21 protein-coding genes, 2 tRNA genes and 1 other RNA gene are annotated in these 21,864 nt (G+C 60.8%); 20 read left to right on the forward strand and 4 right to left on the reverse strand.

Annotation, left to right across the window (positions count from 1 at the left end; genetic code table 11):
* The first annotated feature begins 61 nt into the window (after positions 1 to 61).
* Positions 62 to 958 (forward strand): phosphate/phosphite/phosphonate ABC transporter substrate-binding protein, encoded by an 897-nt coding sequence (locus tag K5607_RS13975; protein ID WP_221047379.1) that lies wholly within the window; start codon positions 62 to 64, stop codon positions 956 to 958.
* A 4-nt stretch (positions 959 to 962) separates the two neighbouring features.
* A complete protein-coding gene (locus K5607_RS18190; RefSeq protein WP_221047380.1) occupies positions 963 to 3,797 on the forward strand; it encodes an EAL domain-containing protein in 2,835 nt (944 codons plus the stop codon).
* A gap of 3 nt (positions 3,798 to 3,800) precedes the next feature.
* Here the strand turns inward: K5607_RS18190 and K5607_RS13985 are convergent, their stop codons facing one another.
* Together K5607_RS13985 and K5607_RS13990 are read right to left on the reverse strand one after the other, a co-directional pair.
* Positions 3,801 to 4,103: an RnfH family protein gene (locus K5607_RS13985; RefSeq protein ID WP_054773087.1), complete on the reverse strand. Its 303-nt coding sequence runs from the start codon at positions 4,101 to 4,103 to the stop codon at positions 3,801 to 3,803.
* Positions 4,096 to 4,527, reverse strand: coding sequence for a type II toxin-antitoxin system RatA family toxin (locus tag K5607_RS13990; protein WP_054773086.1), 432 nt, complete (start codon positions 4,525 to 4,527; stop codon positions 4,096 to 4,098). Before K5607_RS13990 ends, K5607_RS13985 begins: the two co-directional genes overlap by 8 nt.
* 94 nt (positions 4,528 to 4,621) lie before the next feature.
* Between K5607_RS13990 and smpB the strand changes: the two genes are divergently transcribed.
* From smpB to K5607_RS14075, 17 genes are all read left to right on the forward strand, one after another.
* Positions 4,622 to 5,104, forward strand: coding sequence for an SsrA-binding protein SmpB (gene smpB, locus K5607_RS13995; protein WP_054773085.1), 483 nt, complete (start codon positions 4,622 to 4,624; stop codon positions 5,102 to 5,104).
* Between the two features lie 80 nt (positions 5,105 to 5,184).
* Positions 5,185 to 5,543, forward strand: a transfer-messenger RNA (tmRNA) gene (gene ssrA / locus K5607_RS14000).
* Positions 5,544 to 5,747: 204 nt separating this feature from the next.
* Positions 5,748 to 6,935 carry a tyrosine-type recombinase/integrase gene (locus tag K5607_RS14005; RefSeq protein WP_221047381.1) on the forward strand — a complete coding sequence of 396 codons (1,188 nt, stop codon included), beginning with the start codon at positions 5,748 to 5,750 and terminating at the stop codon, positions 6,933 to 6,935.
* Between the two features lie 271 nt (positions 6,936 to 7,206).
* Positions 7,207 to 7,404, forward strand: coding sequence for an AlpA family transcriptional regulator (locus K5607_RS14010; RefSeq protein WP_246598867.1), 198 nt, complete (start codon positions 7,207 to 7,209; stop codon positions 7,402 to 7,404).
* 18 nt (positions 7,405 to 7,422) lie between these two features.
* Positions 7,423 to 7,710 carry a hypothetical protein gene (locus K5607_RS14015; RefSeq protein WP_156302335.1) on the forward strand — a complete coding sequence of 96 codons (288 nt, stop codon included), beginning with the start codon at positions 7,423 to 7,425 and terminating at the stop codon, positions 7,708 to 7,710.
* Positions 7,707 to 8,054 carry a hypothetical protein gene (locus K5607_RS14020; protein WP_082411404.1) on the forward strand — a complete coding sequence of 116 codons (348 nt, stop codon included), beginning with the start codon at positions 7,707 to 7,709 and terminating at the stop codon, positions 8,052 to 8,054. The genes K5607_RS14015 and K5607_RS14020 overlap by 4 nt, the downstream gene beginning before the upstream one ends.
* Positions 8,051 to 10,447, forward strand: a complete 2,397-nt coding sequence (locus K5607_RS14025; RefSeq protein ID WP_082411403.1) for a DUF5906 domain-containing protein — start codon at positions 8,051 to 8,053, stop codon at positions 10,445 to 10,447. The genes K5607_RS14020 and K5607_RS14025 overlap by 4 nt, the downstream gene beginning before the upstream one ends.
* 316 nt (positions 10,448 to 10,763) lie before the next feature.
* A complete protein-coding gene (locus K5607_RS14030; RefSeq protein ID WP_054773083.1) occupies positions 10,764 to 11,117 on the forward strand; it encodes a hypothetical protein in 354 nt (117 codons plus the stop codon).
* A gap of 249 nt (positions 11,118 to 11,366) precedes the next feature.
* The gene (locus K5607_RS14035; RefSeq protein ID WP_221047382.1) at positions 11,367 to 12,326 is read left to right on the forward strand and encodes a hypothetical protein; all 960 of its coding nucleotides are present in this window, start codon (positions 11,367 to 11,369) and stop codon (positions 12,324 to 12,326) included.
* Between the two features lies 1 nt (position 12,327).
* Positions 12,328 to 12,690 carry a hypothetical protein gene (locus K5607_RS14040; RefSeq protein WP_054773080.1) on the forward strand — a complete coding sequence of 121 codons (363 nt, stop codon included), beginning with the start codon at positions 12,328 to 12,330 and terminating at the stop codon, positions 12,688 to 12,690.
* A 9-nt stretch (positions 12,691 to 12,699) separates the two neighbouring features.
* Positions 12,700 to 12,891 (forward strand): hypothetical protein, encoded by a 192-nt coding sequence (locus K5607_RS14045; protein WP_221047383.1) that lies wholly within the window; start codon positions 12,700 to 12,702, stop codon positions 12,889 to 12,891.
* 215 nt (positions 12,892 to 13,106) lie between these two features.
* Positions 13,107 to 13,316 carry a hypothetical protein gene (locus K5607_RS14050; RefSeq protein WP_221047384.1) on the forward strand — a complete coding sequence of 70 codons (210 nt, stop codon included), beginning with the start codon at positions 13,107 to 13,109 and terminating at the stop codon, positions 13,314 to 13,316.
* Positions 13,309 to 13,788, forward strand: a complete 480-nt coding sequence (locus K5607_RS14055) for a type IV toxin-antitoxin system AbiEi family antitoxin domain-containing protein (protein WP_221047385.1) — start codon at positions 13,309 to 13,311, stop codon at positions 13,786 to 13,788. The genes K5607_RS14050 and K5607_RS14055 overlap by 8 nt, the downstream gene beginning before the upstream one ends.
* Complete coding sequence (locus K5607_RS14060) at positions 13,785 to 13,991, forward strand: hypothetical protein (RefSeq protein WP_054773863.1); 207 nt, start codon at positions 13,785 to 13,787, stop codon at positions 13,989 to 13,991. The genes K5607_RS14055 and K5607_RS14060 overlap by 4 nt, the downstream gene beginning before the upstream one ends.
* A gap of 592 nt (positions 13,992 to 14,583) precedes the next feature.
* Positions 14,584 to 17,274, forward strand: a complete 2,691-nt coding sequence (locus K5607_RS14065; protein WP_162232389.1) for a PAS domain S-box protein — start codon at positions 14,584 to 14,586, stop codon at positions 17,272 to 17,274.
* A gap of 58 nt (positions 17,275 to 17,332) precedes the next feature.
* A tRNA-Val gene (locus tag K5607_RS14070) sits at positions 17,333 to 17,408 on the forward strand.
* Between the two features lie 6 nt (positions 17,409 to 17,414).
* Positions 17,415 to 17,491: transfer RNA gene (locus tag K5607_RS14075), tRNA-Asp, on the forward strand.
* Positions 17,492 to 18,389: 898 nt separating this feature from the next.
* On the opposite strand, the gene fae is transcribed toward K5607_RS14075, so the two are convergent.
* Positions 18,390 to 18,902 carry a formaldehyde-activating enzyme gene (gene fae, locus K5607_RS14080; RefSeq protein ID WP_054773865.1) on the reverse strand — a complete coding sequence of 171 codons (513 nt, stop codon included), beginning with the start codon at positions 18,900 to 18,902 and terminating at the stop codon, positions 18,390 to 18,392.
* A 243-nt stretch (positions 18,903 to 19,145) separates the two neighbouring features.
* Here fae and K5607_RS14085 point away from each other — a divergent pair, with 243 nt between their 5' ends.
* Complete coding sequence (locus tag K5607_RS14085; protein ID WP_221047386.1) at positions 19,146 to 20,717, forward strand: NCS2 family permease; 1,572 nt, start codon at positions 19,146 to 19,148, stop codon at positions 20,715 to 20,717.
* 60 nt (positions 20,718 to 20,777) lie between these two features.
* On the opposite strand, the gene K5607_RS14090 is transcribed toward K5607_RS14085, so the two are convergent.
* On the reverse strand, positions 20,778 to 21,845 hold the full coding sequence (locus K5607_RS14090) for a hypothetical protein (protein ID WP_221047387.1): 1,068 nt from the start codon (positions 21,843 to 21,845) through the stop codon (positions 20,778 to 20,780).
* Between the last annotated feature and the right edge of the window lie 19 nt (positions 21,846 to 21,864).

The following is a 21,864-nucleotide window of genomic DNA, read 5'->3' on the forward strand; positions in this document are numbered from 1 at the left end:
CAAGCGCCGCGCATCCATCGCCCGGCCAAACGGCAATTTGGCGAAATGCTAGAATGCAGCTATGCGCCTATTGTACCTGTTGCTATTCGTAGGGATGCTGATCGGATGCGAGGACGCATCGACAACGGCGGCTTATCATCCGCAGTACAGCCGCAGCCCGCCGGAACCTTTCAAGGAATATGTTTTCGGCGTTCACCCCCTGCACAATCCGGAGCGGCTGCACGTGCTGTTCGGGCCGATCATGGACCACCTCAGCGCCCATATTCCCGGCGCGTCGTTTCGCCTGGAAGCGTCCCGCGACTACGCCTCGTTCAACGACAAGCTGGTCCGGCGCGATTTCGATTTCGCCCTGCCCAACCCTTACCAAACCATCAAGTCCCTGCAGCACGGCTATCGCGTGTTCGGCAAAATGGGCGACGATTTCAATTTCCGCGGCATCATCCTGGTGCGCAAGGACAGCCCCGTGCGCGAAGTGGCCGATCTCAAGGGCTTGGCGGTGAGCTTCCCCGCTCCCACGGCCTTGGCCGCCACCATGCTGCCGCAATACTTCCTCTACCAGCACGGCCTGGACGTCATGCACGACATCGACATCCGCTACGTCGGCTCGCAGGAATCCTCCATCATGAGCGTCCACCTCGGCAACGTCGCCGCCGGCGCCACCTGGCCGCCACCGTGGCAGGCCTTCAGCCGCGAGCACCCGGAAGTGGCGGAAAACCTGCGCGTGGCCTGGACGACGGAATCCTTGCCCAACAACGGCCTGGTGGCCCGCGACGACGTGCCGGAAGCGGTCGTGCAGGAAGTGGCCCGGCTGCTGCTGACCCTGCACGAAGACAAGGACGGCAAGCTATGGCTGGCGCGCATGGCGCTGAGCCGTTTCGAAGCGGCCGACGAAAGCACCTACAAACCGGTGGAGGAGTTTCTGCAGCGCTTCGGCAAACAAGTGCGGCCGGTGGACTGAAGCGATGTGGCACCGACCGGTAAAATTTTTCACGCGCTCCATCCGTCGCCAGCTGGTGCTGGGCATCATGGCCGTGCACGCGGTGCTGATGACCCTGTTCGTCTACGACTTGGTGGAACGCCAGCGGGATTTCCTGCTGGCGCAGAGCCTGGACCAGGCCCATTCCCTGGCGGGCACCCTCGCCGCCAACAGCGTGTCCTGGGTACTGGCCGAAGACGTTTCCGGCTTGCAGGAAATTTTGCGCGCGCAAACCCGTTATCCCTATCTGCGCTACGCCATGCTGCTGTCGCCCCAGGGCCGTGTGCTGGGACACAGCGACCCGGCCTTCACCGGCCAGTACATCAGCGACCCGACCAGCTTGGCGCTGCTGCGCATCCACAACCCCAATCCGCAAACCTTGCAGAACGATGCCCGCTCGGTGGACGTGGCCGAGCCGGTACTGGCCAACGGCCGGCTTATCGGCTGGGCCCGCGTCGGCATCGGCCAGGAGCACATCGCCAACGGCCTGGCGCTGGTAACGCGCAACGGCTTGATTTATACCGCCATGGCCATTTTGTTCGGCACGGCGTTCGCGCTGCTCATGGCGCGAGGGCTCACCTCCGACCTGCGGCGGCTTTCCCGCGTGGCGACGCGGGTCAAAGGCGGCAGCCTGAACGAGCGCGCCGACGTGCGGCGGGAGGACGAAATCGGCCTGTTGGCGGCCGCCTTCAACCGCATGTTGGACGCCCTGCACGAAAGGGCGGTGGAAAACGAAATCGCGCACCAGAAGCTGGCCAACTCCCAAGCGCAGTTCGCCGCCATGTTCCGCGCCATTCCCGACGCGGTGATCGTGACGGACGACGAGCGCCGGGTGCGCATGGTCAACCCGGCCACGGAAGCCATGTTCGGTTACACGGCCGAAGAACTGCAAAACCGCAATATCGAAGTCGTCTACGCCAGCCGCGAAGAATACGAAGCGACCGCCCAGCTGGGTAGCGGCAACGGCACGCAAAACCTGGGCGAGGCCCGATTCAGGCACCGCGACGGACGCCTCATCCTGGGCCAGATATTGCGCGCAGCGGTCTACGACAGCCGGGGCATACGCGTCGGTTCCATCGCGCTGTTCCGCGACATCACCGAACGCAAGGCGGCGGAAGAGCGGCTGCGCCTGTCCGCCAGCGTATTCAGCCACGCCCACGAAGGCATCATGATCACCGATGCGAAAGGGGAAATCGTCGAAGCCAACAACAGCTATTGCACGCTGACCGGCTATTCCCAGGACGAGCTGCGCGGACGCAATCCCCGCCTGCTCAAATCGGGCGCCCAGGACGCAACCTTCTACCAAGACATGTGGCGCAGCCTGCTGGAAAACGGCTACTGGCACGGCGACCTGTGGAACCGGCGCGCCGACGGCGAGCTTTACGCCCAGCTCACCCGCATCAGCGCCATATACGGCGACAAAGGCGAGGTGCTCAACTACATCTGCCTGGCCACAGACATCACGGCGGTGAAAAACAGCCAGTTGATGCTGGAAAAAATGGCCTATTTGGACCCGCTGACCCAGCTGCCCAACCGCACTTTGCTGGCCGACCGCATGCAGCAGATCATGGCCCAGTGCCGCCGCGACGAAACGTTGCTGGCGGTGTGCTACCTGGACCTGGACGGCTTCAAGCCGGTCAACGACCGTTGGGGCCACGCCGCCGGCGACGCCTTGCTGATCGCCGTCGCCCAGCGCCTGCGCGAAGCAGTGCGCTCCGGCGATACCGTGGCGCGCATCGGCGGCGACGAGTTCGTGGTATTGCTCGGCGGGCTGGACAACACCGCGGCCTGCGACCTTTCCTTGCGGCGCGTCCACGAAGCGATACAACGGCCGTTCACCCTGGACCAGGGCGTGGCGCAGATTTCCGCCAGCCTGGGCGTCAGCCTGTTCCCCAAAGACAGCAGCGATCCGGACACCCTGCTGCGTAACGCCGACCAGGCCATGTATCAGGCCAAGCAAGCGGGCCGCAATCGCATACACCTGTTCGACCCGGAGCGCGACCGGCAGGCCCGCGTCCGTCTCGAAGCCCAGGCCAATGTGCGCGAGGCGCTGGCCCGGGGGGAATACCTGCTGCACTACCAGCCCAAGGTGGACATGGGGCGCGGCAGGGTCGTCGGCATGGAAGCGCTGATCCGGCGGCGCCATCCGGAGCTCGGCCTGCTGCTGCCCGGAGAATTTCTGCCCGCGCTGGAAAACGGCAACCTGATTCAGGAAGTGGATTGGTGGGTACTGGAAACCGCGCTGAGCCAAACGGCCGATTGGCTGAAACAAGGTGTGCGGATGCCGGTCAGCGTCAACCTGTCCGCCCGGCTGCTGCAAACCCCGGATTTCACCGACCGCTTGCGCGCGCTGCTCAAGCGGCATGGCGAAGCCGACTTGGCCGACCTATTGGAGCTGGAAATCCTCGAAACCGTCGCCCTGCAGGATTTTCGCCATATTTCGCAGTTGATGACCGAGTGCGAACCCCTGGGCATCGGATTTTCCCTGGACGATTTCGGCACCGGCTACTCTTCGCTGTCCTACCTCAAACACCTGCCGGCGAAAACTTTGAAAATCGACCAGTCCTTCGTGCGCAACCTGTTGAGCAACGACGAAAACCACGCCATCGTGCAGGGCGTGATCGGCTTGGCCAAGGCATTCCACCGCCAAGTGGTGGCCGAGGGCGTGGAAACCGTCGGCCACGGGCAGGAGCTGTTGCGCATGGGCTGCGAGCTAGGCCAAGGCTACGGCATAGCCAAGCCCATGCCGGCGGAGGAAGTCATAGAGTGGGTACGGCAATGGCAAGCGCCGCAGGCTTGGCGCCAAGAAGGCGCCGGCTGAGCCTCAGCCTTCGGCGGCGTCGCCTTTTTTCGCCGCGCGGTTGCGGCGGGCTTCCTTGGGATCGGCGATGAGCGGCCGATAGATTTCGATGCGATCGTTGGCGCGGGGCACATGGTCCATGCCGCAAGCCTTGCTGAAAATGCCCACCTTGGCCTCGGCCAAGTCGATTTCCTCAAAGCGCGCCAGGATGCCGGAACGGCGGATGCACTCCTCCACCGTCGCGCCAGGCTCCACCAGGATGCTCAACAGCACTTGTTCTTCCGGCTTGGCGTAGGCCACTTCCACTCGGATTTTCGTATCAACCATACAATTGCTTCGCCCGCTCGCTGAATGCGCTCACCATGGTGCCGCAGATTTGATTGAAAACCGCCCCGAACGCCAAGCTGGCCAAGGCGCCCGACAGCTCGAAACGCAAGTCCAACGCGATCTTGCTGGCGTCCTCCCGCAGCGGCGTGAATGTCCACACCCCCTCCAGGAAATCGAACGGCCCGCGCAGCAAGGTCATGCGCATTTCCTCCCCCGGCTTGAGCAGGTTGCGGGTGGCGAAAGATTTGTTGAAGCCGCCGCGGGCTATGTCCAGTTCCGCCTCCACCACATCGGGGCTGCGGCTCAGCACGCGGCTGGCGCTGCACCAGGGCAGGAACTCGGGATAACGTTCGATATCGTTCACCAAATCGTACATGGCGGCGGCGGGAAAGCGCACCAAGGCGCTCTTCTGAATGACTGTCATGGATGAAGCCGGGCGTTTACGGCGATGGGCTGGGAAAAGATCGGGTAAAATAGCAAACTTCTCCCCTTCCGTCAGTTCGTTTTAAGGCGATTTAATGTCCGCGAAAAAAGGCAAAGGCCAGTCCGACAACGATGTCATCGCGCTGAACCGCCAAGCCACCCACGACTATTTCATCGAGGACCGCTTCGAAGCCGGCCTGGTGCTGCACGGCTGGGAGGTGAAGAGCCTGCGCGAAGGCCGCGCCCAGCTCAAGGAAAGCTACGTCGTCATCAAGGACGGCGAAGCCTTCCTGTTCGGCTGCCACATCTCGGCCCTGCTGTCCGCCTCCACCCACGTCCACCCCGAAGCCCTGCGCACCCGCAAACTGCTGCTGCATCGGGAAGAACTGAGCCGCCTCATCGGCGCGGTGGAACGCAAGGGCTATACGCTCATTCCCCTCAAGCTGCATTGGAAGCGCGGCCGAGCCAAGCTGGAAATCGGCCTGGCCAAAGGCAAGAAACTGCACGACAAGCGCGCCACCGAGAAAGACCGCGACTGGCAGCGCGAGAAAGAACAGCTGATGAAACACGGCCGCTGAAGCCATCGGCAAACGGGCGTCAAAAATCTGTCACTACCACGGAACCTTTTGGGACGGTATACTGTCATATTGTTAGTACCGGGGGCGACTTGGCTTCGACGTGGATCGCGAAACCCTAGGTGCATGCCGAGGCGCAGAGGACCTCGTAAATCCAACTGCAAACTTTATAGTTGCCAACGACGACAACTACGCTCTGGCTGCTTAAGTCAGCCAGCCTTCGTGAGAATGCCTGCTTATGGGCGTTCTTCTCGGGGGGCATCCAAGCATAAGCTACGCGGTGAGGTAGGTCCGGGACCGATCCGCTAAAACTTTTCGGAATCGCTGGTTGCGCTCCCTGCCCGTCGGGCAGCCGCCAGTTAAATCAATAGACAGGGATAAGCATGTAGAGCCGAAGGCGGAGGGTTTGCGGACGCGGGTTCAATTCCCGCCGCCTCCACCAATTCAATATCTAGCAACATCCAAAGACACCTACCAAGCCCGCTAAATGCGGGCTTTTTTGTTTATACTTCGTCCACTGGCGTCCAACAAGATGCCCCAACATCCCTGTGATTTTGGGGGCACATACGGGGGCATAGGCTCATGCCCCCGGCGCGGATGCCCCCAAGCGACGCGCAAGCCGCATCACAACTGGACGGAGTAGGACATGCTAAACGATCCCGCCTGCAAAAATGCCAAGCCCAAGGAGAAACCCTACAGGCTGGCCGACGAGAAAGGGCTTTATCTGGAAGTCATGCCGAACGGCTCGAAATACTTCCGCATGAAATACCGTTTCGGCGGCAAGGAGAAGCGGCTTGCTCTGGGCGTCTATCCAGAAACCGGACTCAAACTAGCCCGCGACAAGCGCGACGAGGCCCGCAAGCAACTAGCCCAAAACATTGACCCTAGCCAAAACCGCAAGGCTATGAAAGCAGCGTTAGCGGCTGACGCTGACACGTTTGAAGTGGTAGCACGGGAATGGTTCGCCAAGAATGCGCCTACCTGGGCCGAAAATCACAGCAACCGCACTTTGCGCCGACTGGAAAGGGATATTTTTCCTTGGCTAGGAAATGCCCCCATTCGCAGCATTGATGCCCCCAGACTGCTTGGGGCACTTCGCCGAATCGAAAACAGGGGAGCCGTGGAAACCGCACACCGGGCCTTGCAGAACTGCGGGCAGATATTCCGCTACGCCGTTGCCACCAGCCGAGCAGAGCGAGACCCTACTGGTGACCTAAAGGGAGCGCTCACACCCGTCAAGGGAGGAAATTTTGCAGCGATGACCGACCCGAAACAGGCGGCAGAATTGCTCCGGGCTATTGAGGCATACGAGGGCACCCTCCCCGTGCGTTGCGCCCTGAAACTGGCTCCGCTGGTTTTTGTCCGCCCCGGTGAGCTACGGCAGGCGGAATGGGCACACTTCAACCTTGACGCCGCAGAGTGGAGTTACGTTGTGACAAAAACCGGAACCCCGCATATTGTCCCGCTGGCAACTCAGGCCGTGGAAATTCTGCGCGAGCTTCATCCGCTAACCGGGCATGGTCGCTATGTGTTCCCCTCCGCGAGAACACCCAACGGCTCGCGGCCTATGTCAGACGTTGCTTTGCTGGCCGCCCTACGGCGCATGGGTTTTGGAAAAGATGAGATGAGCGTCCACGGCTTCCGGGCGCTAGCCCGCACCGTTCTTGATGAAGTCCTGGGCTTCCGTCCCGATTTCATCGAACACCAACTGGCCCATGCGGTGCGCGACCCCAACGGCCGAGCGTATAACCGTACAGCGCACCTTTCTGAACGCCGGAAGATGATGCAGCAATGGGCGGACTACCTCGAGCAGTTACGCGAAAGCCGAGGATAAGCCCTCACTAAAGCCCGCCACCTGGCGGGCTTTTTTATACAAAAAACTCCACAACAAGGAAGCTATCTATTCACCTTTAGGCAACTATAAGTTCCGTAGTGATTATTCATTATGACCGGGGCTGAAGTTGCATGACTCGCCGTGAAATATGCCGGCTTATTGCCGTCGGCATCACGGCGGAAACTCGACTTTTTGGAAATCCCGCAGGAAGAGCGAAGCCAGCCAAGTTTTGAAAATGCGTCCCGGTTTTAACTGGACACACCGAGACCTTATGAGCAACTTGAATCGCATCGTCCGCTTGCCGCAGGTAATGGACCTCACCGGGCTGGCTCGCAGCACAATCTACGCAAAAATCTCGTGCAACGACTTCCCGGGACCTATCCGCCTTGGTCCGCGCGCTGCCGGTTGGGTTTTAGCTGAAATAGAACAGTGGATTGCCGAGCGTATAAACGCCCGCAACGGCCAATAAAAAAGGGATACCACCGACATGGCACCCCTTAAAAATACTTCCGCTCGCAAGTTTAAACAAAGAAAAAACGGGAATCAATCCACCCGTGAGCACCTTCCGTTTTTTCGAAAAGTTGCGAAGGCCCGTCAATACACGCCAGCCTGCGCAGCGATCTATCGCCTATCCCACGAATTACTGAAGATCAGCCAAACTCAAGCAACCGCCATCCATTATTTGCGCCTGCTGAATGATGCAGGTCTTCCCAGGCTGCTGGTGGCTGAAATTGTGACCGCCGCCGCATTGGTTCGTAAAGGCGGTGCAGCATGAAGCGTCCACCGTTTGAAGCCCGGGATTTTGGGAAGCCACTGGAAAAGGGTCTGGTCCGCGCCTGGGGGGCTTGTGCAACCCACATCGTTACACCGCGCCCTGCGCAATTTCTGAGCGAAGCCCACCGGCACGCCTGCACGCAATATATGGCCTGGTGGCTGCTGCGGATGGTTTTCACGTCCAAACGGGTGAATCCTCGTTATAACCGGATGCGCATTGCCGCCACACTGGCAACTTGGGCGCACCTAGCACCGCCAGATGCGCCTTGCCCGCTTGACCGGCTGGCATTCGAGCGGATGGCGATTGATGCGCTGCACCTCCTGAAAATGAGGGGTGAAGTATGAGTGCGCCCGCAAAAAACAACGTGCCGCCAATCGCCGATGATGCCGCGCGCTATGTTTCCGAGTACGGAATCCACATCGTCCCGCTGCCGCCTCGCATGAAGCGGCCGAAAGTTGACGATTGGGGGCTACCGTGCAATCTGCTGAGCACGCCCGAAGCCGCCCGCGCCCACTATCTGGCAAACCCTTCTAAGAACCTGGGGGCGGCTCTGGGACCCTCAAGGCTTTGCTCACTCGACATTGACGACGCCGAAGCATTCCACCTGATCTGCGCTGAATTCGGCTGGAGCCTCGCCGACCTAACCGCCGCCCACCCGACCATTCAAGGCCAGGCCCCTGGTGTGCGCGTAATGTTCCGCGTGCCCGAGGGAGAAACGCTGCCATACCACGCGCTTACCTGGCCGAAGCGCGAGAGCAAAGGCCGTTTCACCGTGTTCGAGGTGCGTGCAGCCGATGAACAGCAGCGGCAGGACGTGCTGCCGCCTTCAATCCACCCGGATACAGGCAGCCCCTACACCTGGATCACGCCACCCGAGGCCGTACAAGGCTTCAGCGAACCGCCGCGCTGGCTGCTGGCCTTGTGGAACAACTGGGCCGCCCTGAAGCCGCAGCTTGAGGCCGTATGCCCTTGGGCACCGTGCCGGCTACCCAAGACGACCGCCAAGCCGCGAGTGCAGCAGGCCGGGGATAGCGTCATTGACGCCTACAACGCGGCCCACAGCATCGAATCCGCGCTGTCCCGCTACGGCTACACCGGGCAGGGCCGCCGCTGGCTGTCCCCGCACAGCACCACGGGCCTGCCTGGCGTCAATCTGATCGGCGACAACCGGACGTTTATTCATCATGCATCGGACCCGCTGTGCTCGACCGAATCGGGCCAGCCTGTCGCGCCGTTTGATCTGTTCCGGCACTACGAGCACGGCAATGACGTTAGCGCCGCCGTCCGCGCCGCAGCCTCTGAACTAGGCATGCGATCCACACCGAGGGCACCAGCTAGCAGGATCGACAAGGACACCGGGGAAATCATCCCGGCGAATGACAACGACCTACCCGAACATCGCAAGGTGGTTGCCGAATTGAACCAAAGCCATGCCCTGGTTCTGACCGGCGACAAGGTGGTGGTGCTGCGCGAAACTATCGGCGAGCGCGACGGCAAGGAAGTGCTGTATCTCTCAACGAGTGCTTTCAAGACCTGGTACATGAACCGCACCGCCGCCGTGGAGGCGACCGACAAGAACGGCAAGGCGATCACCAAGCATGTGCCGATTTCTGATCTGTGGCTGAAATCGCCCGAGCGCCGCCAGTATGAGGGCGTAACGTTCGCGCCGGCCAAAAATGCGCCAAGCAGCTACTACAATTTGTGGTCCGGGTTCACTGCCGAGCCGGTTGATTGCACGCTGGCCCGCGCCGCCATGAAGTGCCGCCGCCTGCTGTCGCACATGAAATTCAACCTGTGCGGTGGTAACAAGCGGTATTTCCGCTACTTGCTGGCATGGGCCGCCGACATGGTGCAAGACCCTGACCGGAAGAAGGGCGTGGCGCTGGTTATGCGCGGCCTGAAGGGCACCGGTAAATCGACGTTCGCTGAAGCGCTTTCGGCACTGCTGGGGCGACACGCCATGAGCGTTTCGCACATGCGCCACCTGACTGGCAACTTTAACCGCCACCTGGCCGACAAGCTGCTGATTGTTGCAGAGGAATCCTACTGGGCGGGCGACAAGGCCGACGAAGGGCCGCTGAAACACATGATTACCAGTGACCGCCTGACTATCGAGGCCAAGGGAATCGACGCGGTGGAAATGCCTTCGTTGTGCCGGATCATGATGATTACGAACAACGAATGGGCAGCGCCGGCAAGCAGCGACGAACGCCGCTATTTCGTGCTGGACGTGAGTGACCGCCACCGACAGGACTTCGCATATTTTCAGGCGATCAAGGACCAATTGGACAAGGGCGGGCTGGCCGCGCTGCTGACGCTGCTGCTGAAGTTCCCGCTTCATTCCGTCCAGTTGCGCCAAGTGCCGGAAACCGAAGCCCTGCGCAAGCAACGCGCCTTGAGCCTGGAGCCGCACGACCAGTTTGTTTTCGATGCGCTTTCTGACGGCGTGCTGGTTGGCAAGGAATGGGACGGACCGCTGGAGGTTGGCAAGGACGCGCTGTATGACGCCTACGTGGGGGCCAGCCGCAAGCGCGGAAAGCTGCACCTTCTGGACAAGGCACGTTTCGCCAAGAAGTTCATCAACGCGACCGGCGCAACGTCCGCCAAGCTGCGCGACGGTTACAACCGCGTGCCTTCGTACCGTGTTCCGGGATGGGCTGCTGCCTCCGTCAATTTTCAGAAGTGCTGCGGTGTCGATGTTGAGCGCATCGAAGAAGAAGACGACCGCCCGTATTAATCGAGAACCAAACCCAACAACCCGCCCGCATGGCGGGTTTTTTTCGCCTGGTCCGGGTACGCACCCGGACCACCCAATTTACCCGGACCGGCGAAACCCGCATGAATACTGGGCTGGTCCGGGTGGTCCATGTGGGCCGGGTATTTTTAACCAAATCGCTGTGAGAAATTGCAGACCAGTTTCGATGCTGTAACACAGCGCACCATCCCACCTTTTTACCGACTTTGATTTTTACCTGGACCACCCGGACCACCCGGACCAAGCCAGTAATGGCAAGGGGTTCAGCGGTCCGGGTATTTTTTTCTACCTGGACCACATGGACCACATGACGGACAGACAACAGACTGCCGACCTGCTGCGCCTGGTGCTGAACGTGTCTAGGCTGCTGGGAAAGAAGCGCACCGCGTCAAATGCTGATGACCTGCTGCTGGTGGCTGGTGTGGCGGTAGGGCAGGCAGAAGGCAAGCCGATGAAGGCGGGCAAGGGGGCGCTGTATGTTGGCATGCCAAGGGCCACCACAATCAGGAAGCTGAGGGAGTTGGAAGCGCGGGGCGTGGTGCGTGTCCTTCCTGGTGGGCAGTATGTCCTGGGCAGCGCATTGGATAGCGAGAAGGCCACAGAAGCGATGCAGGCGGCAGTGGCGCGTGGTGGCTACCGGCAAGCCCAGTGAGGACGCGAGCCACCTAGAGCATCGCGGGTCCCATTCAGGCCGTATGCCTGGCGGGTGTAACGTACCCATGTAGCTAACCATTTCCGAGGGCTTCAAAAACGACTACCAAACTTCCAAGAGGTGAAATCCCGCAGGAAGAACACCCCCGAACACCGTGGCATTATTCGAGGAAATCCCCGCAAGTGGATAGCCTCGAATGACCGGCGACACTGGCGGAACCCTTTCAACTACTGAGAAATCCGCCACTTTATGAAACGCCAAGCCCTTTTTGATGCAGTCAAGACCCGCAGCCTTCGCAGCATGCTGACGGAAGTCGAATCCGCGCCGAACGTTGAAACCCACACGCCCACCGGCTACCACGAGCCGACCCACCGCATCCCGGTAACGCCCGCCGTTGTCGGCACTGTGTCCCTGGATGGCGAAACCCTGCCGGCTGCAACTGCTGCCGAAGCCCTGGGCCTTCACTATCAGCCGCTGGCCGATGGCAGCGTGGGCCAGCTTGTGAAGCTGTCGCACTTGGTGGTCAAGCATTCCCGCTTTTGTGAAGCCGGCGGCAATCTGGTGCTAGCCAACCAAGCCCCGAAGGGCACCACTCAAGCCGGCGGCGATCCTGGCTTTTACACCCGTCCCGAGCGTTTGCGCCTGATTAAACCCGCCGCCTTCTCCCTGCTGGGCGATGGCCTGGAAGTGGCCGAAACCGACTACCCCGCCAAAGAGCTGGAAGTGAAGATTGGCGACGCCGCCAACTACTCCGTTTTCTTCAAGGTGACGCGCAAGAGCCAAAAGAGCCTGGCCCCTGACCTGCTGGCCTACGAAATCGCGCTGGCCGTTTCGCGTGGTGTGGCTAACCTGGTGGACAAAATCATGCTGGAGGCAATCAAGGCCGCCGCGCCCGGCGCGTTCAGTCTGGGCACCCTGGCCGGCAATGACGTGCGGATTGACGAACTGCGCGCCATTGTGGGCACCAATGCTGCCGGTGCTGCCTGGCGCGGCGATGGCATGTTTACCGCTGCCAACATCCCCGCCGAACTAGCCCCCGCCATTCCTGAAACCGTGGCCGGCGCATTCAATCGCGCCTTTGTCGTACTGAGTGACGAAACCCGCATAGTGCTGCGTCGGAATGACGTACTTGGCGCAATGGACGTGCTGTGCCACGTAAACGTCAAACCCGGCCTGGTGGACAAGGCCTTCTTCGGCATGGTGGCTTGAAATGTTGGGCATATTTAAACGCCGCAAGGCTGCACCCGAAGCCGTAGAAGCCCTACCCCTGAGCGTGGAATCCGCTCTGTGTGGCCTGTCGGTGATAAGCCGGCCCGATAGCGAAGGCAGCCCGCGCACGCTGCTGCAATGGGTGACCGATGGCGGGGTTGCCTCCTGGTATCACAACACGGACACCACCCGCGCCCGAATGGCCGAGGCGTTCCCTGCCCTGACATCTATTCAGCTTGACCAGGCTTGCCTTGCTGTGGCCGGCCTGGTGCGCGCCGCGCAATCCGAAGGGCCAGCACCTTCTCGCCGCCGCAGTGAGTGGGCCAGCTGGAAGCCGATCCGCAGCATTGAAGAACTCCACTGAGCACACGCCATGAAAACCGAAACCCACGACGACAAGCAAACCAAAGTGACCGTAGTTGCTGGCCGTGAACTGCTGGACAGCATCAAACGCCACCGCGAAAGCCTGCGTAGCCTGACCGGCTTGAGTGTGAGCATGTCCGCCGCCGCTGCTGCGCTAATCCGCGCCGGCCTGGATGCGAAGCGCGCCGCACAAGGCCACTAGCTTTTGGTCAACACTGCCCGCGCTGGTGTTCCTCTCGTACTGCCGGCGAAGCGCGGCCCCCTCCAGGTGGGTGGCAGGAACCTGAGACAAAAGGCTGTGTGGGGCCTAAATGCTCCCCCTGTGGGGCCTACACCGTAACCCGGCGCGCACAGGGAGCCGGGACCTTTTCCGCCGTGACACTGCGGCCAAATATCTGACAGCCTGAGGGCCGAGCAATGATCTACGACACCATTTCCCGCTTGGCGGGCTACTGGGCGGAAATGCCCTTCAGAAAAAAGCCCACCACCGAACCCCTAGCCCCCGCAAAGCCCACCCCAAAAGCCGGCCGCCGCCGCAAGCTGAAGGCCAAGGGATGCGCCTACCGTGGCCCCGCGCGCCTGGACGCTGACCGCCCGATTCTGGGCCAAATGCGTAGCAATGGTTGAAAGCATCCCGCCACAAACCCTGGTGACAGACGCCACGCTGGCCGCCCTGACCGGCGTGTCATCGCGACGCATCCGCCAGTTGGCCGAGGCCGGCACTCTGGAGCGCGTGGAGCGTGGCCGCTACGAGCTGGGGCCGAGCATCCGCGCGCTGCTGGACGATGCCGCCGACAAGGGAAGCGAGCTGCAACGCGAGCGCACGCGCAAGGTGCGCGCCGATGCTGACCTGGCTGAACTGGAATTGGCACGTCAGAAGGGCTTGGTGGCCCCGGTAGAGCAATTTGAAAAGGTATGGGGCCACCGCTGCCGGCTAATTCAGATAACCATGATGCAGCTCCCGCAGCGCGTAATTACTGCACTCGTCGGGGAGACCAACGAGCGCCGCATAAAGGATGTTCTAACCGCAGAAATCAAAGACGCCCTGAACCGGGCCGCCGATTCTGTCCCCACCCCTGAGGAAATCGAAGAGCTATGAAAAAGATGACCGTAGCCCAAGCTGAACGAAACGCCGCTGTGTTCCTGCTGCCGCCGCGTGCGACTGAAGCGGAACGCGCCGAAGAATTGGCAGAAGCGACAAAGCTAATGCGCACCGCTACCGAAAAGCTGGTGCGCGCTGGCCGTGATGACCTAGCGCTGGCTGCCCAGCTGGTTGCGATCAAATCCAACGACAGCGGGTGACGCACAACAGCCCCCCCCCCAGTCCAGAACGTTGCTCAATCGCGCACGTGGAAAAATTTTACCAACCTTGGAACAGCAAACACGGGGGCATTTACGGGGGCATAAACGAAGCGTAACAAATAAAAATAATTATAAAACCATAGCCTACAACAGTGTTTCGGTAGTCGCCTCCTCCACCAACTTAAACGAAAAGGGCTGCCTGAAAGGGCGGCCCTTTTTGTTTACCCGCGGGGCGGGTTCACTCCATCGCCCGAAGCGATCTTGAACAGCCGGAGACTGGCCCCGAAAGGATGCGGGCCAAGGACGAGCCGCCTAGCGCCTTCCTCCGGGCGCCCTGTTTCCGGCGCATTTTCGCTCCCTGCCACCCGCCTAAATTTTTGCGAGAAACGACCCCGCACCGCAGCCGCCTGGTTTCGGCGCGACAGCCTTTCCTTGGCTAATATCAAAGGATGAACAAAGAGAATCAACGTTGAAAATGCTCAGTTTTAGGCGCCCTCCAATAGGCTCGACCAGGCTGGATCGCCGAGCCGATACGAAACACATCTTTCCGAAGCGGGCGGTCTGGTTCTTAGCGCTATGGATCGCTTTGCCCTTGTTCGCCCCGGCTCACGCCCTCGAGCCGGTTACGCTGCAACTCAAATGGACCCATCAATTCCAGTTCGCCGGCTACTATGCCGCGCTGGAAAAAGGCTACTACCGAGAGGCGGGCCTGGAGGTCAAACTGGCCGAAGCGATGCCGGGACAATCGGCGGTGGATGCGGTCCTGGAAAACAAGGCCGAATTCGGGGTGGGCACCAGCGAACTGCTGTTGCTGCGCATGCGGGGAAAGCCCGTTGTGGTGCTGGGCGTCATCATGCAGCATTCGCCCATCGCCTTACTGAGCCATGGGCCGCCCCGTATCCAGAACATCCAGGATCTCGCCGGACGTTCGATCATGATCGAGCCCGGCTCGGCCGAACTGTTCGCCATGTTGCGCCGTGAAAAGCTGCCGGACAACGCATCGCTGCGAATCGAATCCCATAACTTCGACGTCCGGGACGTCATTAAAGGACGCGTGGATGCCATGAGCGTCTACGTGACCGACGAACTCTACGAGGTGGAACGCCAAGGCATACCGCATTTGCTGTTCCGCCCCCTGACTTCCGGCATAGATTTCTACGGCGACAACCTGTTCACCACGGAAGCCCAGATACGGGATCACCCCGAGCGCGTCAAAGCTTTCAGGGCGGCCAGCCTGAAAGGCTGGAAATACGCAATGGAAAATCCGGCCGAAATCATCCGGCTGATCCGGGAGCGCTATTCGCGCCACAAAACCCAGGAACATCTCGAGTTTGAGGCCGCTGCGATGGCGCGGCTTATGCAGGTCGGCCTGATCGAACCCGGCTACATGTACCCAGGCCGTTGGCAGCACATCGCCGACACCTATGCGGAAGTGGGCATGATCGACCGAGCGGCCGACCTGAAGGGATTCCTCTACGAAAACGACCCCGCCGCCGACCACGCCTGGCTCTACAAAAGCCTGGGCGCAACGTTGGCCGGGCTGCTCTGCGTGGGGCTGGTGGCCTTACGTTATTTCAGGCTGTCGGCCGCCTATCAGGAAAGCGAAGGCCGCTTCCGCGCCCTGTTCGAGCAGATGCCCGACCCAGCGTGGATTACCAAGGGGCATCGTTTCATTGAAGCCAATCAAGCCGCGCTGAAGGTGATGGGGTACAACCACAAAGCCGATTTCCTGTCCCTGCATCCTTCGCAGCTTTCGCCCGAATTGCAACCGGACGGCGAGCCCTCCCAGGCCAAAGCGGAAAGGCATTTGCAGGCCCTGGAATCGCAAAGCGTGCTTCGCTTCGAATGGGTCCACGCCAAAGCGGACGGCACGCAGCTTCCCGTCGAAGTTACCCTCACCCACATCACCCTGCGGGGCGAGCGGGCCGTCTATTGCGTCTGGCGTGATATCAGCGAACGCAAACAAGCCGAACAGGCCTTGCGCGCGGAAAGCGAAAAAAACCGGGCGTTGCTCATCAACGCAAGCGACGGCATCGGTATCCTGGATTCAGAGGGCCGGCTTGTGGAAGTTAGCCATTCGCTGTGCGACATGCTGGGATACCGTAGGGAGGAACTCCTGGGCATGCATGTCTCCCATATCGATGCCTATTTCGGCAACGAGGAGTTGAACAGCTTAATCGAACGTCAACTTGAAACGCCGACACGGATCCAATTCGAAACCCGCAACCGGCGCAAGGACGGCAGCATGATCGACATGGAGGTCAGCGGCCTTGCGGTCGTGCTGGGGGATAAAAAGTTCGTATTCAACAGTTCCAGGGACATCACCGAACGCAAAAGAGTCGAGCAAAAGCTTCGCTTGGCCGCAAGCGTGTTCAACCACGCCAACGAAGGGATCGTCATCAGCGGGCCGGACGGAACCATTCTCGACGTCAACGAAACCTTCACCCGCCTCAGCGGCTACAGCCGCAAGGAGGTGATAGGCAAGAATCCGCGTTTATTGCGCTCGGACCAGCATCCGCCGGAATTTTATGCGGCGATGTGGCGGCGCTTGCTGGAGGAAGGGCATTGGCAGGGCGAAGTGTGGAACCGGCGCAAGAACGGCGAGCGCTACGCCGTGCGGCTCACCATCAGCGAAGTACGCGGCCCCCAGACCGAACTCGCGCAGTACGTCAGCCTGTTCACCGACATCACCGCCCAAAAAGAGTACGGACAACGATTGGAGAGGCTTGCCCACTATGACACATTGACCGGGCTGCCTAACCGCGCGCTATTCTACGACCACCTGCGTACCGCGTTGGCCTTGGCGCGCCGCAACGGCGAGCGCCTGGGCGTTCTCTTTCTCGACCTGGACGGGTTCAAAGCCGTCAATGACCAGTACGGCCACGAGGCGGGGGACGAATTGCTCAAACAGGCGGCCGACAGGATCAGCGACTGCGTCCGCGAATCCGATATGGTGGCGCGCCTCGCAGGGGACGAGTTCACTTTAATCCTGGGCGCTTTGACCGACCCTGTGGATATGCAGCGGGTTTCCGAAAAAATTATCGAGGCGCTGAACACGGCCTTCCAGCTCGGCGAGGTTCGTTGCCAGATCGGAGCCAGCGTCGGCACAGCGCTCTATCCCGATGACACGGACGGCGAGGCGGACATGGATGCGTTGATCCGGTGCGCCGATATCGCCATGTACAGAGCCAAGGCGGCGGGCAAAGGAAAAATCGTTCGATACTCCGATCCGGTCGTCAACTTAGAGAACAAGACGCAAGCCGTCCTTTCCGCAATCACTTAAAGAAGACAAAAAATCGCCACCGACAAAAAAAAACCGTATAATGGTTGGCTCAGTGACCGGGTGCTTAGCTCAGCTGGGAGAGCATCGCCCTTACAAGGCGAGGGTCGCAGGTTCGATCCCTGCAGCACCCACCAAACACTGGAGTGGTAGTTCAGTTGGTTAGAATACCGGCCTGTCACGCCGGGGGTCGCGGGTTCAAGTCCCGTCCACTCCGCCAGTTCGAAAACCCGCAACCCGACTGTTGCGGGTTTTTTTATGGGCGTCGTCGGGAATCACTCCGCCCCGGCTCCCGCTAGCCGCCATGGCTACCCTCCCCACCAGCGCACACCGACATTTCCGTTTGGCGACGAAAGACTGAAAAACCGCCCTTGCGGTGGGCAAAAAAAAAAAGCCCGTCGGGGACGGGCCATAGGGAGGAGACAACGGAATAGCTGGGAGGGCAAAAAGGGGCCAGAACTAAGCCTGGCCAAGTTTCTCGCACCAAGGAGTCTGTCGATCAGGAGGCTTGCGACGATTCGGCGCTGATGTAGTGGGCGCGGCAGAAGGCCACGGTTCCGCCAACTACGCCACTCATGACGGCTATCAATACGGCTTCCAACAGAGTCATGATTCTTTCCTCGCAAGGTCTGGGGTGTCGTTCATCTTGGTGGTTACTTTAATCCAGCCAAGTTATTAGCGATACTCAGTATTTCTTCTGGTTTTCATATAATGCAACTTATGCATAAAACCTCGACTTGCCGGATAACGCCGCAATCAAGTTTTCCGCCGCCATGACGCTAACCTGATCGTGGGACGAATCATCGCCCGCTTTTCACCAGGAGAACGCATCATGTTTACCGTGGGCTTTTGTTTGGTGCTATCGGCCAGCACATGGGCATACCGCCGCAGTCGGCAGGTTGCCGTGCCGGTGAAGAGCCGGTAGTTTTTAAGATTTTCGACGGCGACACGGCCGGTCGGCGCAGGATGCCCGACCGGCCGTTCGTTTTTGCGCGCCCAGGGCTTGGCCGCGAAACCACGGAGGAAAAGCGCGGCCCCATAAAGCGAAAGCGCCCACGAGGGGCGCTTTCGCGATAAACCGCACGCCGCCCCGACCCGCGGGGCGGCGATGAAGCAGCTTACTTGTGGGCGGCGAACGGATGTTCCACCGAACCCTTCTGAGCCACTACGTCGGCTGCCTTCGGCTCGCCGGCTACGGCGCGCTTGATGGCCAGCTTGGTGGCTTCATAGTTGTAGTCCTGGATCTTGGCGTCGTCTTCGGCCAACCAGTGGATGAACACGCCCACGCAGATGAACAAATCGTCGGCTTCGTTGGCCGGGATGGTGCCGTCTTCCACGCAATCCATCACTGCCATGGCCACGCCGCGCTGCGCCGGTCCGAACATCTGGACGGCTTGCTTGCCGTTCTTGATGGTCACTTTGTTGAACATCACGGTGTTCGGCTTGCACATCAGGTTCGGAGCTACCACGGCCAGCAGGGACGAGAAGCCGTCCTTGTTGTTGGTGACGCAGTTGGCGAAGGCGCTTTCAGCGGCGCTGCCGCGCGGCCCCAGGATCAGGTCGATGTGGGCGATTTCGTTGCCGCCGCCGCACAGTGCTTCACCGACCAACAGTTTGTTCACTTTAGCCATAGATCTCTCCAGAGTTTTAACAATCGAAATTTGCTCTTATTTACGAGGCAGAAGCGATCTTCCGCTACCCGGCGAATCGCGTTCCATTCGCCGCGCACCGTAAAACCGCTCTTCGGCCCTCGAATTCTACCTTTCAGCCAACCCTAGCGCTTGTATGTAAACGAACCCGTCATTGGCCTTGCGCCGATGACCCGGCGGGCCTATAAAAGCGGCTTTTCTCTACGGCAACGGAAAGGGGGCCAAATGCCTTGGTTGGTGCGCGGCGATATCGACGGTTTTTTCGGCTTGGCGCTGGATAACCTGGTCCAACTCTTGGTGATCGTCGGCTTGTGCGGCGGCCTTTTGGGATTTCCCGCCGAGCTGCTGTACGGGCATATTCTGCCCGGCGTCGCGGTATCGCTGCTGGTAGGCAACGGCTTTTACGCCTGGCAGGCGAAAAAGCTGGCGGAAAGCACCGGCCGCACCGACGTTTGCGCCCTGCCCTACGGCATCAACACCGTATCGCTGTTCGCTTTCGTGTTCCTGGTCATGCTGCCGGCCAAGCTGGCGGCCCAAGCCGCGGGCGCCGCCGACCCGGCGCGGACCGCCTGGCAAGCGGGTTTGCTGGCCTGCTTCGGCTCCGGCCTCATCGAATTCGGCGGGGCTTTTGTGGCGGAAAAACTGCGCAAAGCCACGCCTCGGGCGGCGCTGCTATCCACCTTGGCCGGCATTGCCCTGGGTTTCATCGCCCTGGGTTTCCTGTTTCGCGCCTACGCCCATCCCGTGGTGGGACTGACCACCCTGGGCGTGATCCTGCTGACCTACTTCGGCCGGGTGCGTTTCAAAGGCGGCCTGCCCGGCGGCCTGGTGGCAGTGCTGCTGGGCACCATGCTGGCGTGGCTCAGCGGCGTTGCACCGGTGGGGCCATCGCCCAGCGGCGCCGGCTGGCACTGGCCGGTGCCGGTATTGGGCGACTTGCTGGCGTCCATGCGCGCCGACCTGTTGACGGCCTATTTGTCGGTAATCATTCCCATGGGCTTGTTCAACCTGCTGGGTTCGCTGCAAAACATCGAGTCGGCGGAAGCGGCCGGCGACCGCTATTCCACGGAAAGCTCGCTGGCGATGAACGGCTTGAGCACCTTGGCCGCCTGCGCCTTCGGCTCCTGCTTCCCCACCACCATCTACATCGGCCACCCCGGCTGGAAAGCCCTCGGCGCCCGCGCCGGGTACTCGGTGCTCAACTGCGTATTCATCACTTTCATTTGCCTAACCGGCACCTTGAGCTACATCGCCTGGGCGGTCCCCGTGGATGCCGGCATGGCCATCATGCTGTGGATCGGCATCGTCATGGCCGCCCAGGCCTTCAGCGCGACGCCCACGGCCCATGGCCCGGCCGTGGTGCTGGGCATCCTGCCCGGCATCGCCGCCTGGGGCGCGCTGATGGCGAAAAGCGGCTTGCGCGCCGCCGGCTACGGCACGCCGGACGGCCCGGCTTTTTCCCCCGCGTTGCTGGACGCGTTCCATCAAGCCGATGTGTGGATACACGGCGCTTTCGCCTTGGAGCAGGGCGCTATTTTCACATCCACCATCCTTGCCGCCGTCACCGTAGCGGTCATCGAGCGGCGCTTTTTGCAGGCCGCCGCGTGGTGCGGCGTCGCAGCGCTCTTATCCTCCCTCGGACTGATGCATAGCTACCTCTGGACCCCCGCCGACACGGCCCTGTCGTTGACGCCCGCTTGGCCTTGGGCACAGGCCTATGCGCTGATGGGCTTGGTATTTTTCGCCGCCCGCTGGGTAACGGTGGCGGATGACGCAGCCGCCGACGGCCATCGCTGACCGCAGAAAAAAGCGGAACCGGCTGTCGAAGCCGATTCCGCCGTGCGTAAGCCGGGGAGATTAAACCGAATAGTCGATTTGCTGCACGGTGCCGGCGCTGCCGTTTTCCCGCAGGAACAGGCCGGTGCTGACCACGTCGCCTTGGGTGACGTTGGCGGCGTTTTTATAGGTAAAAGGCGTCGACACGTGGCCCAGGTAGATGGCGCCGACGTTTTTGGCTCCCAGCGCCAGCAATTGCCCTTTTCCTTGCCCGTCCTGCTGCCAGATGCGCAGTTTGTTGTAGATGCTGTCGCCTTCGTCGATGAAGCCGTTTTTGTCTTCGTCGTAAGCGGCCAGTTCGGCGAAGCCGTTGCCGCTGGCCGGGCCGAACAGCTCGCTGCCGTTGTTGACGACGCCGTCGCCGTTTTTGTCCAAAGCCAACAAGCCGCTGCCGGGCTTAAGCACGGCGATTTGCTCCTGGCGGCCGTCCGAATCCAAATCGAACTGGAATTTGGTGTCGCCCAACTCGGCGGCGTTGCCGTCGAAGTTGATCACGAGCGGATCGACTTTCTTGGCATCGCCCAAACGCAGGGTTTCGCGGTTTTCCGTGTAAAACTCCCGGCTCATGTTGAGCTGCACGGAAAACTGGATTTCCTTGCCGTCGGCGGTTTTGACCGTTCCCTGGGCACTATAGGAAACCGCTTCGGATTCGAAGTGGGATTCGTAATGATCGTAAACCAAGCCGAAGCCGGCCGACGGCTGCTGCGCGGCGGCTTGCTGCAACTGGGCGGTCGCCTCCGCGGAGGACTGCTGCGCCTGGGCGATTTTGTCGGCCAAATCGCTCGGGGAAAACAGCTTGAGATCGCGCCCGGTAAGCGCCTTAATCATGGACCGCAAAATGTCGGCGATGAGCCGGTCGCGGGGAGTGAGCTGCTGATCGTCGTCGACGTTCAGCGTTTTGCTGACCGGCTGGCTGGCCTGGGCCTGGGGCGTCAAGGACAGCTTGTCGGCAGCCGGCGGCGGGCTGGCCGGCTCCGGCGCTCGGCGCCGCCGATCGCCCACCCAAAATTCCAAAGACTCTTTTGTTACCGATGACTGCACCTCTTCATGCAGCGCACCGGCACTGATCTTGGCTGATTCGATACGCATGGCGCGACCTCCTAAGGGT

The sequence above is a fragment of the Methylogaea oryzae genome (genome assembly GCF_019669985.1).
Lineage (GTDB): Bacteria > Pseudomonadota > Gammaproteobacteria > Methylococcales > Methylococcaceae > Methylogaea > Methylogaea oryzae.

What these genes read in the sequence shown, in the direction of transcription:
- K5607_RS14040 (WP_054773080.1), top strand. Translation starts at nt 12,328, where the DNA reads ATGTTGGGCATATTTAAACGCCGCAAGGCTGCACCCGAAGCCGTAGAA.
- K5607_RS18190 (WP_221047380.1), top strand. Translation starts at nt 963, where the DNA reads ATGTGGCACCGACCGGTAAAATTTTTCACGCGCTCCATCCGTCGCCAG.
- K5607_RS14030 (WP_054773083.1), top strand. Translation starts at nt 10,764, where the DNA reads ATGGACCACATGACGGACAGACAACAGACTGCCGACCTGCTGCGCCTG.
- K5607_RS14090 (WP_221047387.1), bottom strand. Translation starts at nt 21,845, where the DNA reads ATGCGTATCGAATCAGCCAAGATCAGTGCCGGTGCGCTGCATGAAGAG.
- K5607_RS14005 (WP_221047381.1), top strand. Translation starts at nt 5,748, where the DNA reads ATGCTAAACGATCCCGCCTGCAAAAATGCCAAGCCCAAGGAGAAACCC.
- K5607_RS14055 (WP_221047385.1), top strand. Translation starts at nt 13,309, where the DNA reads ATGGTTGAAAGCATCCCGCCACAAACCCTGGTGACAGACGCCACGCTG.
- K5607_RS14045 (WP_221047383.1), top strand. Translation starts at nt 12,700, where the DNA reads ATGAAAACCGAAACCCACGACGACAAGCAAACCAAAGTGACCGTAGTT.
- K5607_RS14085 (WP_221047386.1), top strand. Translation starts at nt 19,146, where the DNA reads ATGCCTTGGTTGGTGCGCGGCGATATCGACGGTTTTTTCGGCTTGGCG.
- K5607_RS14010 (WP_246598867.1), top strand. Translation starts at nt 7,207, where the DNA reads ATGAGCAACTTGAATCGCATCGTCCGCTTGCCGCAGGTAATGGACCTC.
- K5607_RS14035 (WP_221047382.1), top strand. Translation starts at nt 11,367, where the DNA reads ATGAAACGCCAAGCCCTTTTTGATGCAGTCAAGACCCGCAGCCTTCGC.
- K5607_RS14050 (WP_221047384.1), top strand. Translation starts at nt 13,107, where the DNA reads ATGATCTACGACACCATTTCCCGCTTGGCGGGCTACTGGGCGGAAATG.
- K5607_RS13975 (WP_221047379.1), top strand. Translation starts at nt 62, where the DNA reads ATGCGCCTATTGTACCTGTTGCTATTCGTAGGGATGCTGATCGGATGC.
- K5607_RS14015 (WP_156302335.1), top strand. Translation starts at nt 7,423, where the DNA reads ATGGCACCCCTTAAAAATACTTCCGCTCGCAAGTTTAAACAAAGAAAA.
- K5607_RS13990 (WP_054773086.1), bottom strand. Translation starts at nt 4,527, where the DNA reads ATGACAGTCATTCAGAAGAGCGCCTTGGTGCGCTTTCCCGCCGCCGCC.
- K5607_RS14060 (WP_054773863.1), top strand. Translation starts at nt 13,785, where the DNA reads ATGAAAAAGATGACCGTAGCCCAAGCTGAACGAAACGCCGCTGTGTTC.
- K5607_RS14025 (WP_082411403.1), top strand. Translation starts at nt 8,051, where the DNA reads ATGAGTGCGCCCGCAAAAAACAACGTGCCGCCAATCGCCGATGATGCC.
- K5607_RS14020 (WP_082411404.1), top strand. Translation starts at nt 7,707, where the DNA reads ATGAAGCGTCCACCGTTTGAAGCCCGGGATTTTGGGAAGCCACTGGAA.
- smpB (WP_054773085.1), top strand. Translation starts at nt 4,622, where the DNA reads ATGTCCGCGAAAAAAGGCAAAGGCCAGTCCGACAACGATGTCATCGCG.
- fae (WP_054773865.1), bottom strand. Translation starts at nt 18,902, where the DNA reads ATGGCTAAAGTGAACAAACTGTTGGTCGGTGAAGCACTGTGCGGCGGC.
- K5607_RS13985 (WP_054773087.1), bottom strand. Translation starts at nt 4,103, where the DNA reads ATGGTTGATACGAAAATCCGAGTGGAAGTGGCCTACGCCAAGCCGGAA.